11 protein-coding genes are annotated in these 12,435 nt (G+C 70.1%); 8 read left to right on the top strand and 3 right to left on the bottom strand.

Translation table 11 applies throughout. The features are described 5' to 3' along the window. The first annotated feature begins 10 nt into the window (after positions 1 to 10). The 7 genes from cysC to OG975_RS36880 all read left to right on the top strand — a co-directional run bounded on the left by cysC (position 11) and on the right by OG975_RS36880 (position 6,701). Positions 11 to 547, top strand: coding sequence for an adenylyl-sulfate kinase (gene cysC / locus OG975_RS36910; protein WP_406333764.1), 537 nt, complete (start codon positions 11 to 13; stop codon positions 545 to 547). Further along, the gene (gene cysD / locus OG975_RS36905; protein WP_406333762.1) at positions 544 to 1,506 is read left to right on the top strand and encodes a sulfate adenylyltransferase subunit CysD; all 963 of its coding nucleotides are present in this window, start codon (positions 544 to 546) and stop codon (positions 1,504 to 1,506) included. Before cysC ends, cysD begins: the two co-directional genes overlap by 4 nt. 2 nt (positions 1,507 to 1,508) lie before the next feature. Further along, positions 1,509 to 2,864 (top strand): sulfate adenylyltransferase subunit 1, encoded by a 1,356-nt coding sequence (locus tag OG975_RS36900; protein WP_406333761.1) that lies wholly within the window; start codon positions 1,509 to 1,511, stop codon positions 2,862 to 2,864. A gap of 232 nt (positions 2,865 to 3,096) precedes the next feature. Then, complete coding sequence (locus OG975_RS36895; protein ID WP_406336631.1) at positions 3,097 to 4,206, top strand: aliphatic sulfonate ABC transporter substrate-binding protein; 1,110 nt, start codon at positions 3,097 to 3,099, stop codon at positions 4,204 to 4,206. 12 nt (positions 4,207 to 4,218) lie between these two features. Further along, on the top strand, positions 4,219 to 5,037 hold the full coding sequence (locus OG975_RS36890; protein ID WP_406333759.1) for an ABC transporter ATP-binding protein: 819 nt from the start codon (positions 4,219 to 4,221) through the stop codon (positions 5,035 to 5,037). Then, positions 5,024 to 5,953: an ABC transporter permease gene (locus OG975_RS36885; protein WP_406333758.1), complete on the top strand. Its 930-nt coding sequence runs from the start codon at positions 5,024 to 5,026 to the stop codon at positions 5,951 to 5,953. The genes OG975_RS36890 and OG975_RS36885 overlap by 14 nt, the downstream gene beginning before the upstream one ends. 10 nt (positions 5,954 to 5,963) lie before the next feature. Then, complete coding sequence (locus OG975_RS36880; RefSeq protein WP_406333757.1) at positions 5,964 to 6,701, top strand: sirohydrochlorin chelatase; 738 nt, start codon at positions 5,964 to 5,966, stop codon at positions 6,699 to 6,701. 22 nt (positions 6,702 to 6,723) lie between these two features. Here OG975_RS36880 and OG975_RS36875 read toward each other — a convergent pair whose 3' ends face one another. After that, positions 6,724 to 7,704, bottom strand: coding sequence for a helix-turn-helix domain-containing protein (locus OG975_RS36875; protein WP_406333756.1), 981 nt, complete (start codon positions 7,702 to 7,704; stop codon positions 6,724 to 6,726). 56 nt (positions 7,705 to 7,760) lie between these two features. Here OG975_RS36875 and OG975_RS36870 point away from each other — a divergent pair, with 56 nt between their 5' ends. Next, positions 7,761 to 9,017, top strand: a complete 1,257-nt coding sequence (locus OG975_RS36870) for an MFS transporter (protein ID WP_406333754.1) — start codon at positions 7,761 to 7,763, stop codon at positions 9,015 to 9,017. Between the two features lie 3 nt (positions 9,018 to 9,020). Here the strand turns inward: OG975_RS36870 and OG975_RS36865 are convergent, their stop codons facing one another. Together OG975_RS36865 and OG975_RS36860 are read right to left on the bottom strand one after the other, a co-directional pair. After that, the gene (locus OG975_RS36865) at positions 9,021 to 11,621 is read right to left on the bottom strand and encodes a fibronectin type III domain-containing protein (protein WP_406333752.1); all 2,601 of its coding nucleotides are present in this window, start codon (positions 11,619 to 11,621) and stop codon (positions 9,021 to 9,023) included. A gap of 155 nt (positions 11,622 to 11,776) precedes the next feature. After that, positions 11,777 to 12,394 carry a DsbA family protein gene (locus OG975_RS36860; protein WP_406333751.1) on the bottom strand — a complete coding sequence of 206 codons (618 nt, stop codon included), beginning with the start codon at positions 12,392 to 12,394 and terminating at the stop codon, positions 11,777 to 11,779. Positions 12,395 to 12,435 lie beyond the last annotated feature (41 nt).

Genomic DNA, 12,435 nt, shown 5'->3' with positions numbered 1-12,435 from the left:
GGAGCAGCAAGTGACGACCGGAGCCACCGTCTGGCTCACGGGTCTGCCGAGTGCCGGCAAGACCACCATCGCGTACGAGCTGGCCGGCCGGCTGCGCGAAGAGGGCCACCGTGTCGAGGTGCTCGACGGGGACGAGATCCGCGAGTTCCTCTCGTCGGGTCTCGGCTTCTCCCGCGAGGACCGCGCCACGAACGTGCAGCGCATCGGCTTCCTCGCGGAGCTGCTCGCCCGCAACGGCGTCAAGGCGCTCGTCCCGGTGATCGCGCCGTACGCGGACAGCCGTGAGGCGGTGCGGGGGCGCCACCAGGCCGGGGACACCCCGTACCTGGAGGTGCACGTCGCGACCCCGGTCGAGGTCTGCTCCGTACGCGATGTGAAGGGGCTGTACGCCAAGCAGGCCGCGGGCGAGATCTCGGGGCTTACCGGCGTCGACGACCCCTACGAGGCGCCCGCGTCGCCCGATCTGCGCATCGAGTCGCACACCCAGACCGTGCAGGAGTCCGCGGCCGCGCTGCATGCGCTGCTCACCGAAAGGGGTCTCGCATGACGACCGCAGCCACTGTCTCCGAGTCGGCCGGCAGTTCCGAGGGCGACGCCGGGAGCATCAGCCCGTACGCGCTGTCGCATCTGGACGCGCTGGAGTCCGAGGCCGTCCACATCTTCCGCGAGGTCGCGGGCGAGTTCGAGCGGCCGGTGATCCTCTTCTCCGGCGGCAAGGACTCCATCGTCATGCTGCACCTGGCGCTCAAGGCGTTCGCCCCCGCGGCGATCCCCTTCACGCTGCTGCACGTGGACACCGGACACAACTTCCCCGAAGTCCTGGAATACCGCGACCGCACGGTCGAGAAGCACGGCCTGCGCCTCCATGTCGCCTCCGTGCAGGACTACATCGACCGCGGTGTCCTCAAGGAACGCCCGGACGGCACCCGCAACCCGCTGCAGACCCTGCCGCTCACCGAGAAGATCCAGTCGGAGCGCTTCGACGCCGTCTTCGGCGGCGGACGCCGCGACGAGGAGAAGGCCCGCGCCAAGGAACGCGTCTTCTCCCTGCGCGACGAGTTCTCCCAGTGGGACCCGCGCCGCCAGCGCCCCGAGCTGTGGCAGCTCTACAACGGCCGCCACGCACCCGGCGAACACGTCCGCGTCTTCCCGCTCTCCAACTGGACCGAGCTGGACGTCTGGCAGTACATCGCCCGCGAAGGCATCGAACTCCCCGACATCTACTTCGCGCACGAGCGTGAGGTGTTCCAGCGGGCCGGCATGTGGCTGACCGCCGGCGAGTGGGGCGGCCCGAAGGACGGCGAGACGGTCGAGAAGCGGCAGGTCCGCTACCGGACCGTCGGTGACATGTCCTGCACGGGCGCCGTCGACTCCGACGCGTCCACGCTGGACGCCGTCATCGCCGAGATCGCCGCCTCCCGCCTCACCGAGCGGGGCGCCACCCGCGCCGACGACAAGGTGTCCGAGGCCGCGATGGAAGACCGCAAGCGCGAGGGGTACTTCTAGACATGACCAGCACCACCGAACCCACCGAGCCCTTGTCGGTCGAGCAGCTGTCGGCCACGACTCTGCTGCGCTTCGCGACCGCCGGTTCCGTCGACGACGGCAAGTCCACGCTCGTCGGCCGTCTGCTGCACGACTCCAAGTCGATCCTGACGGACCAGCTGGAGGCCGTCGAGCGCGTCTCGGCCAGCCGCGGCCAGGACACGCCCGACCTCGCACTGCTCACCGACGGCCTGCGCGCCGAACGCGAGCAGGGCATCACCATCGACGTCGCCTACCGCTACTTCGCGACCGCGCGCCGCCGGTTCATCCTGGCCGACACGCCGGGTCACGTGCAGTACACGCGGAACATGGTCACCGGCGCCTCGACGGCCGACCTGGCCGTCGTCCTGGTCGACGCCCGTAACGGCGTCATCGAGCAGACCCGCCGGCACGCCGCCGTCGCCGCGCTGCTGCGCGTCCCGCACGTCGTCCTCGCCGTCAACAAGATGGACCTCGTCGAGTACAAGGAGTCCGTCTTCGCGGCGATCGCCGAGGAGTTCACGGCGTACGCCTCCGAGCTGGGCGTTCCCGAGATCACCGCGATCCCGATCTCGGCGCTCGCCGGTGACAACGTGGTGGACCCGTCGGCGAACATGGACTGGTACGGCGGCCCGACCGTCCTGGAGCACCTGGAGACGGTGCCGGTCAGCCACGACCTGGCGCACTGCCACGCCCGGCTGCCCGTGCAGTACGTGATCCGCCCGCAGACCGCCGAGTACCCGGACTACCGGGGTTACGCCGGTCAGATCGCGGCCGGTACGTTCCGCGTCGGCGACAGCGTGACCGTGCTGCCCTCCGGCCGTACCTCGAAGGTCTCCGGGATCGATCTGCTGGGCAAGGCGGTCGACGTCGCGTGGACCCCGCAGTCGGTGACCCTCCTGCTGGAGGACGACATCGACATCTCGCGCGGCGACTTGATCGTGCCGAGCAAGGACGCGCCCGCGACCACCCAGGATGTCGAGGCGACCGTCTGCCACGTCGCCGACCAGCCGCTCACCGTCGGCCACCGCGTGCTGCTCAAGCACGGCACCCGCACGGTCAAGGCGATCGTCAAGGACATCCCGTCCCGGCTGACGCTGGACGACCTGTCGCTGCACCCGCACCCCGGGCAGCTGGTCGCCAACGACATCGGCCGCGTCGTGATCCGTACCGCCGAGCCGCTGCCGCTCGACTCGTACGCCGATTCCCGCCGCACCGGCGCGTTCATCCTGATCGACCCGGCGGACGGCACCACCCTGACCGCGGGCATGGTCGGCGAGTCGTTCGCCGCGCCGCAGCCGGTCAAGGACGAGGCCGACGACGACGGTTGGGACTTCTGACATGAACCCAGTCGACATCTACTCCACGTTCGCGAAGGAGGGCGGCCGCGTCGGCAGCGGCGCCCTCGGCAGCGGGCAGGGCGGAGTGGCGCGATGTGCGCGATGACGTACGCGCACTGCCTGCGCGCCCTCACCCCCCACCGCCTGCGAAAACGAAGACCTGCCGACTTCCCGGCCACGACTTGAGGTCGTGACCGCCGGGCCAACGAGAGGAACACCTCCCGTGCCTGCCATCCGCTCCAAGCGCTCCAAACTGCTCAGCCGCGGCATCGCCGCCGCCGTCACGCTCCCCCTTCTCGCTCTCGCCGCCTGCAGCTACGGCTCCGAGGCGAAGGACGACACCAAGGCGAAGGTCGCCGCCGGGTCCGAGAAGATCGACGGTCTCGACTCCGTGAAGATCGGCTACTTCGGAAACCTGACGCACGCGACCGCGCTGGTGGCCAACCAGAAGGGCTACTTCCAGAAGGAGCTCGGCGCCACCGAGGCGAAGTACCAGACGTTCAACGCCGGTCCCTCCGAGATCGAGGCGCTGAACTCGGGCTCCATCGACATCGGCTGGATCGGCCCCTCCCCGGCGATCAACGGCTTCACCAAGTCCAAGGGCACGAACCTGCGCATCATCGGCGGTTCGGCGTCCGGTGGCGTGAAGCTCGTGGTCAACCCGAAGAAGATCAAGTCCCTGAAGGACGTCAAGGGCAAGAAGATCGCCACCCCCCAGCTGGGCAACACGCAGGACGTGGCGTTCCTCAACTGGATCGCGGACCAGGGCTGGAACGTCGACGCGAACAGCGGCAAGGGTGATGTCTCGGTCGTCCGTACGGACAACAAGATCACCCCGGACGCCTACAAGTCCGGCTCCATCGACGGCGCCTGGGTGCCGGAGCCGACCGCGTCCAAGCTGGTCGCCGAGGGCGGCAAGGTGCTGCTCGACGAGTCGACGCTGTGGCCCGACAAGAAGTTCGTGATCACGAACATCATCGTGTCGCAGAAGTTCCTCAAGGAGCACCCGAAGGCCGTCGAGGCGGTCCTGAAGGCGTCGGTCGAGACCAACAAGTGGATCAGCGCCAACCCGGACGAGGCGAAGGCTGCGGCGAACAAGCAGCTGGAGGCGGACTCGGGCAAGGCCCTGCCGGCCGACGTGCTCGACCCGGCCTGGAAGTCCATCCAGATCACCAATGACCCGCTGGCCTCCACCCTCAGCACCGAGGCGGAGCACGCGGTGAAGGCGGGTCTGCTGGAGAAGCCCGACCTGAGCGGAATCTACGACCTCACGCTGCTGAACAAGGTCCTGAAGGCCGACGGCGAGAGCACGGTCGACGACGCCGGTCTCGGCGTCAAGTAAGCCCGGATCCCGATGAGTTCCCAGGAGGTGACGACCATGGCCACGACCACGACCCTCGCCAAGGACGCCGACAGCGCCGAAGCGGTCGAGTACGCCGCCCGGATCGAGCACGTCTCGAAGTCCTTCGCCGGGCCGGGCGGGCAGCAGCTCGTCCTCGACGACATCAGCCTCGATGTCGCGCCGGGTGAGTTCGTCACCCTCCTGGGGGCCTCGGGCTGCGGCAAGTCGACGCTGCTGAATCTGGTGGCGGGGCTCGACGAGCCCTCCGTCGGCAGCATCACGACCAACGGGCGCCCGGCTCTGATGTTCCAGGAGCACGCCCTGTTCCCGTGGCTGACCGCGGGCAAGAACATCGAACTCGCCCTCAGGCTCAGGGGAGTTCCGAAGAACGAGCGGCGCGACAGGACCGAGGAGCTGCTCGAACTCGTACGGCTGAAGGGCGCGTACGGCAAGCGGGTGCACGAGCTGTCCGGCGGTATGCGCCAGCGTGTGGCGATGGCCCGCGCGCTCGCTCAGGACAGCCAGATCCTGCTGATGGACGAGCCGTTCGCGGCGCTGGACGCGATCACGCGGGACATGCTGCACGACGAGCTGACCCGGATCTGGAGCGAGACGGGTCTGTCCGTCCTCTTCGTCACGCACAACGTGCGCGAGGCGGTACGGCTCGCGGAGCGCGTGATCCTGCTGTCCTCCCGTCCCGGGCGGATCGCCCGCGAATGGACGGTGGACATTCCGCAGCCGCGGCGCATCGAGGACGCGCCCGTGGCGGAACTGTCCATCGAGATCACCGAAGAACTTCGTGGGGAGATCCGCCGCCATGGCCAGCACTGAGACGAAGCGGACGGACACTGCCGTCAACGACAGCCCCGGCAAGGACAATTACCAGCTGGCCGGTCTGGAGGCGGGGCTCGACGCCCTCGACGTCGGCGTCACCGGTCTCTCCAGCGGCCGGTCCTTCGGGCTGACCTTCAAGCAGAAGGTGCTGCCGCCGCTCATCGCGTTCGCGGTGGTGCTCGTGGTCTGGCAGTCGCTGATCTCGTTCGACATCGTCACCGACCCGACCAAGCTGCCCACTCCCTCGGACGTGTGGGGCGAGGTCAAGAACGCCTGGCTGCAGGGCACGCTGCTCGAATACATCTGGACCAGCGTCTCGCGCGGTCTGCTCGGCTTCCTGTTCGCCCTGGCGATCGGCACCCCGCTGGGTCTGGTGGTGGCGCGCGTGCGGTTCATCCGCGCCGCGATCGGCCCGGTCCTGTCGGGCCTGCAGTCCCTGCCCTCGGTGGCGTGGGTGCCGCCGGCCGTGATCTGGCTGGGTCTGAACAACTCGATGATGTACGCGGTGATCCTGCTCGGCGCCGTCCCGTCGATCGCCAACGGCCTGGTGTCGGGCGTCGACCAGGTGCCGCCGCTGTTCCTGCGCGCCGGCCGCACGATGGGCGCGACGGGCCTGAAGGGCACCTGGCACATCCTCATGCCGGCCGCGCTGCCCGGTTACCTGGCGGGCCTGAAGCAGGGCTGGGCGTTCTCCTGGCGTTCGCTGATGGCGGCGGAGATCATCGCCTCCTCGCCCGACCTGGGCGTGGGCCTGGGCCAGCTGCTGGAGAACGGCCGCAACGCCAGCTCCATGTCGATGGTCTTCCTCGCCATCTTCCTCATCCTGTTCGTCGGTATCGCCATCGACCTGCTGATCTTCAGCCCGGTGGAGCGGTGGGTGCTGCGCAGCCGCGGTCTCCTGGTGAAGAGCTGAGCCGCCCGTCATGAACCAGCCGGTCCTCCTGGTCATCGCCCACGGCAGCCGCGACCCGCGGCACGCCGCCACGGTGCATGCCCTCATCCGGCGGATCAGGGCCCAGCGCCCCGGCCTGCGGGTGGAGACCGGCTTCCTGGACTTCAACATCCCCTCGGTGCAGGGGGTGTTGGAGTCCCTGGCGGCAGAGGGCGTACGTGACGTGGTGGCGCTGCCCCTGCTCCTCACGCGCGCCTTCCACGCGAAGGCGGACATCCCGGCGGTGCTGCGGGAGGCACCGTCGCGGCTGCGCATCCGTCAGGCGGAGGTGCTCGGCCCCTCCCCGCTCCTGACGGCCACGCTCGAACGTCGTCTGTACGAGGCGGGGCTGACCCCCGCCGACAAGTCCTCGACCGGGGTCGTGCTGGCCTCGGCGGGGTCCACGGACCCGGAGGCGATCGCAGTGATCGCTGAAATCGCGCGGGAGTGGCGGCACACCGGTTGGTGCGCCGTGCGGCCTGCGTTCGCCTCCGCATCCCTTCCGCGCACCGAGGACGCGGTGCGCGAACTGCGGGCGCTCGGCTGCGAGCGGGTCGCGGTCGCCCCCTACGTCCTGGCCCCCGGCCGCCTGCCCGACCGCATCGCACGGGGCGCCGCCGAGGCGGACGTACTGGCCGATGTGCTGGGCCCGGCGCCGGAGGTGGCCCGGGTGCTGCTGGAACGCTACGACGAGGCACGGATGCCGGCGCTGGCGGCGGTCGGCGCCTAGCAGCCCCTGTCCTCGACAGGGGCTAACGGCACAGCTGGTCGCCGAGTGCCGTGCGCGCGTACCGCACGATCCGGCCGCTGCGGGTGCGGCTGAGGAGCCCCGCGTCGTAGAGCACGGCGAGATGCTGGCTGACCGCGCCCGGCGTGACGTCGAGGCGGTGGGCGAGCTCGGTGGTGGACGCGGGCTCGGCGAGCAGGAGCAGCAGGCGGGCGCGGGGGCGGCCGAGAAGCCGTACGAGGGCACGGTCGGTGACCGGAGGCGGCGTCTCGGAGACGGTGGCGCGGCCGCGGGCGGGGTACGACAGCACGGGCGGCAGTCCGTGATCGACCCAGGTGGCCGCGCCCCGGGCGAACATCGTCGGGGTCAGCACCATGCCGCGGCCCGCGATCCGGATGCCGCCATCGGGCCAGTTGCGGTCGGTGGGGTGGATCAGCCGGACGCCGTCCCCGGTCCAGGTGAGACGACGGTCGAGGCTCGGGAAGAGCACGGCCGCGCCCTGTTCCGCGAGGACCTTCGCGTGGTGGGTGAGGTCGGCCTCCAGGATCGACTGGGCCCGGGGCCACCAGTCGGGGGCCAGACACTCGTGCCAGTAGCCGTCCAGGCAGTCGGCGATCCGCTCCAGCAGTGCGGGCGGATCGGCGAGGCCCCGCACGATGACCTCCGGGACGGCGGGTTCGTACGCGAAGGCCTCCGCGAAGTCGACCCCGAGCCGCCCGGCGGGCGTCGCGCGCAGGGCACGCAGCTCCTCGGCGAAGGCGGGCCGGGCCCGGGTGGGACGCGGCGTCAGGAAGTCGGGGACCCAGCTGCTCACGGTGAGCAGCGCGCCGAGGATCTCGGTGTCCTGCCGTTCGTACGCCGGGCGCAGCCGCCGCAACCAGGGCGCCTGGTACGGGAAGCGCTGCGGGTCGGCCCACGAGCGCAGCGAGAACACCGCCTCCTGGAGCGGGGAGTAGGCGAAGGAGGTGGTCGCGAGGTCGCCGACACCGAAACGGAACTCAATCATTGAGCGTCACGCTAAATGATTGTCGCCGGCGAGTGGATGCCGGGTTGGGTGTGAACATGACCGCTACCGACCAGCTCACGCGGGCGGGCGGGCTGTTGCCCGTCGAGCCCGTATTGCGCCGACTGTCCGTGATCACGCTCTTCAACGCCTTCGGCAATGGGCTGTTCTTCCCGCTGGGCGTCCTGTACTTCACACGGATCGTCGGGCTCGACGCGACGTCGGTGGGCCTCGGGATGACGGTGGCGGGGCTGGCCGGCGTGGCGGCGGGGATTCCGGCGGGGCGGGCGGCGGACCGCTGGGGCGCCCGCCGGGTGTGCGGACTGCTGTGGGCCGGCTGCGGTCTGGCCACGGCCGCGTACGCCCTGGTCACCTCGTACGCGGGCTTCCTGGTCGCCGTGATCTGCGTGACCGCGCTGTTCATGGCGAGTCGGGGTGTCATGGGCGCGGTGTACGCGGACGTGCTGCCCGCCGCGGGCCGGGTCGAGGCCCGCGGCTATCTCCGGATGATCGTCAACGTGGCGATGGCCGTGGGCGGCGCGTGCGGCGCGGTGGCGCTGCAACTCGACACCCGTGCGGCGTACGTCGTCGTCATCCTGCTGAACGCGCTGACCTTCGCGGCACCCGCGCTGATGCTGCGGACGCTGCCGTCGGCCGCAGAGGCCGAGGAAAGTCCCGCCGTCTCCCAGGCCGCCGCCGAGGACCGCTGGCGTGCCGTGCGCGATCTGCCCTATCTGACGGTGACCGTGCTCAACGCCCTCCTGGTGGTGCAGTACACGCTGTCCGAGGTCGGTCTGCCGCTGTGGATCGTGGAACGGACCGAGGCACCGCGCTGGACGGCGGCGCTGCTGATGATCGTGAACTGCGTCCTGGTCGCGCTGCTTCAGGTGCGGGTGGCCCGTCGCACCTCCCAAGTACCCAGTGCCGTACGGGCGATGGGCTGGGCGGGGCTGCTGCTCGCGGCGGCCTGTGCGGTGTACGCGCTGTCGGCGGGCCTCTCTCCCGTGTGGGCGGTGGTCGCGCTGACGGTCGGCGCGGTGATCCAGGTCTTCGCCGAGGTGCTGTCGGCCGCCGGCGGCTGGACCCTCGGCTACGAACTCGCCGACGCCCGCGCCCACGGTGTGTACCAGGGCGTGTTCGGCTCGGGCATGTCCGCGGGCATGATGGTGGGCCCGGCGCTGATCACGGTCACCGCGATCCGGCACGGTACGGCGGGCTGGGCCCTGCTCGCCGTCCTCTTCGCGGTCGCCGGGCTCGCGGTGCGTCCCGCCGCGCGCTGGGCACGGCGGGACACCTGGCGGGGCGAGCCCAACTGACCGTTACGGTCGGGTGGTTGCCGTGACGGTGGCCGCGGGCCCGGTGCCCGCCGCCGTCACGGCCGCGATCGTGACGGTGTACGAGGTGCCCGGCTCCAGTCCGCCGATCACCCGGAACATTCCCTTCGCGGAAGGCTGGGTCACCAGCGCGTCCCGGCCGCTGACGGCGATCGGTTCGCGGCCGTCGGAGACGGTGACGCGGTAGCCGATGACCTTGGCGTCGCCCGTCGCGGTGGGCGGAGTCCACGCCACGGTGGCGGCGGTGGACGCCGTACGCAGCTTGGGACTTGTGGGTGCGCCGGGCAGCACGGTCGCGTTCGTCGGGCTCAGCGGGAGCGAGGCCAGGGACGGAGCGCTCGCACCGTGGGCGTTGCCCGCGGTGACGGTGACCGTGAACGGGCCGCCGGACGACGGGAGTCCACCGATCCGGACGAGGGCTTTGCGCTTGAACTCGGCTGCCGCGACAGCCTGTTCGCCGACCTGCCGGCCCGACGCGTCGTACGCCCGCGCCGTGTACCCGGTCACCGGTGAACCGCCGTCCGCGAAGCTCGGGTTGAAGGTGACGTACAGCGCGTCCGCCCCGGCCGTGCTCGTGCCGACGCGGGAGGGCGGCTCGGGTGCCGAGGGAGCGCCGACAGGACGGTCGAGCAGGCCTTGGTAGGCGGGTTCAAGTCCCGCGTTGTCGAGGATCGCTGACGGTACGTCGGACGGCGAGGCCATGATGGTGTTGCCGCTCGTGACCAGGCCCTTGTTGTCGCCGTCGGACGTACCCTCCTCCCACCAGTTGCCCTTGACCAGGGTCGGGTCGTTGTTGCCGAGGGCGTCGCGGTAGTCGGTGTGCCGGGAGGCGACGTTGGCGTACGACGCGTTGTAGAGGACGTTGCCCTCGACCGTCTCGTAGGTGCAGCCGTTGTCGGTGTAGACGCTCTTGCCGAGGCCCCACTGGTCGTGGATGACGTTGCCGGTGACCTTCTCGCCGTCGGCCATCGAGCTGCCGGTCAGGCCCTGGGTGTAGATGCCGCCGCCGTCGTCGAGCATCTGCATGTAGTCGAAGATCAGGTTGTCGCGGACCGTGTTGTCATGACTGGGGTTCGGGGTCGCCGGGTCGCCGATCTTGTCGGGCCAGCCGCCCCAGCCCATCGAAATCGCGCTGTAGCCGACGTGGTCGATCTGGTTGTGGGCGATGGTGGTGTGCTGGGTGTGGCCGTTGAGGATCGCGACGCCGCCGTGGAACTCACGGGGCAGGCCGTAGAGGTGATTGTCCGTCACCCGCACCCCGGAGGCGGGGGTCTGTCCGTCCACTCCCCCGATCTCCAGGCCGTTGCCGGAGATGTCGGTGAAGACGGTTCCGTTGACCGTCGAGTCCTTCGATCCTGTACCCAACTCCAGTCCGGACGCGCCGAGATGGGCGAAGACGTCGTCGGCGAATTCGATGCGCTGCCCGTAGGTGACGGAGACATTGCCCGGCATCTTGGTCCATGAGGCGAACGGGCAGGTGCCGCCCTCGACGTACTGGCACAGCCCCTGTGTCGCCCAGCCCCGCTCGCCGGTGATGGTGTAACCCGCCTGGATCTCGGAGAACCCCTCGGGGCGGGACGGGGTGAGCCAGGTGGCATAGCTGAACTGCACACCTCGGAAGGCGATGTCGTGGACGGGGGCTCCGGCCGTCCCCTGTCCGTCGATCAGCTTCTCGGCCTGCGCGGCCTCGACATCGGCCCGGGCGAGGTTCTCGCCCTCGCGGGGCAGGTAGTACACGGTCCGCGAGGCCCGGTCGAGGTACCACTCGCCGGGCTGGTCGAGGAGTTCGTAGGCGTTCTCGATATACGTCGCCCTGCCGCTGTTGGTGAGATGGCCGGGGCCGACCATGCTGACGGTGCGGCCGGGGATGTCGGGGAACTCCACCCGCTTGTTGGAGTTGTCCCAGCACGGCTGGACCATCGTGATGGTGGTGCCCTCGGCGGCGGCGATACGGCACCGGGGCTCCGTCCACTGGCCGAGCCCGTTGCGCTCGATGTTCCACAGGGCCTCGCCGCTGGTGTACACGAACTCGGCGTCGGAGGGGTGCTTCCAGTGCGCGAGCGTGTCGGCGGACGCCGTGTAGCCGGTGGCGGTCTGGGTGAGGCCGACGGGAACGGCGCCGCGGGCCCGCTGGGCGCGCACCCCGTCGACGTACAACTGCCGTGTGTCGGTGAGGCCTTGGGGGGCGGGTGCGGACCAGAGGCCGGGTCTGTCCGGGACCTTGCGCCATCCGGAGACCTGGCGGCCGCCACTGATGACCGATTCTCCCGTTCCCTGCCAGATCACCTTGTGGCCGCCGGTTCCCGAGTCGCGGGCGTCCAGGACGAGCGGCTTCGTGCGGCGGTACGTGCCCGACGCGAGGTGGACCGTCAGGTCGCCGCTCAGGTCCGCGACACGGGCGCGGGCCAGGTCGCGGGCGCGTTCCAGGGTGCGTACGGGGTGGCGGGCGGTGCCGTTCGCGTGGTCGTCCCCGGCCGGGGAGACGTAGAGGTCGGAGGTGGCGGCCTCTGCGGAGGAGACGGCGCCTGGAATTCCGAGGGACAGGAGCGTGGAGATCAGAGTGACCAGGGCGACTCTTCGGCGCATGGGCATGTTCCCCTCCCGTGGGATCAGCCGTACCCAACGCCGAGAAAGGTAGGATCTATGGCGTGCCACCGTCAATGAAGGCGGCAAAGAATCACGCAACTCCCTTCCATGAGACCGAGATTCATCCGAGCTGCGTTCAGCGCTCTGACCGCTGTTCAGTCGAAGCGCAGCCCTCCCGTCCGGGTCCGCTTGAGCTCGAACAAGTCCGGGTGCGCGGCGAGGACACGGAAGCTGTCGAAGAGCTCCGCCGCCTTCTCCCCGCGGGGAATGGCGCGCAGCACCGGGCCGAACCACACCGTTCCGTCGACATGGATGGTCGGCGTCCCCACATAGGCGTCGGAGTCGCGCTCCTTGCCCGCGTCATGGCTGCGGCGCACCGCCTCGTCGTACGCGGGGTCGTGGGCCGCTTCGGCCAGCTCGGCCGGCAGTCCGAGCTCGGCGAGGGAGTCGGCGACCACGGCGTCGAAGTCCGCGGCCTCGCGCTCGTGGATGCGGGTGCCGAAGGCCGTGTAGAGGTCGCGCAGCACCTTCTCGCCGTGCTGCTCGGCCGCGGCCACCGCGACCCGGACGGGGCCCATGGACTTGTCGACCAACTCCCGGTACCACGCAGGGAGTTCATTGCCGATGTTGTGCAGGTAGAGGCTCATCGCGTGGAAGCGCAGGTCGAGCGACCGCTCACGCTCGACCTCCAGCATCCAGCGGGAGGTGATCCAGGCGAAGGGGCAGGCGGGGTCGAAGTAGAAATCGACCCGGGTGGGCGCTGTGGTCGTCATGCCGTCGAGGCTAGTCACCCAATGGCATAGAAACACGGTCC

It is taken from the genome of Streptomyces sp. NBC_00203, assembly GCF_045206325.1.
GTDB classification, from domain to species: Bacteria; Actinomycetota; Actinomycetes; order Streptomycetales; family Streptomycetaceae; genus Streptomyces; species Streptomyces lutosisoli.
The sequence above is the reverse complement of the archived record's forward strand: the minus strand, read 5'-3'. Positions and strand labels throughout refer to the sequence as shown.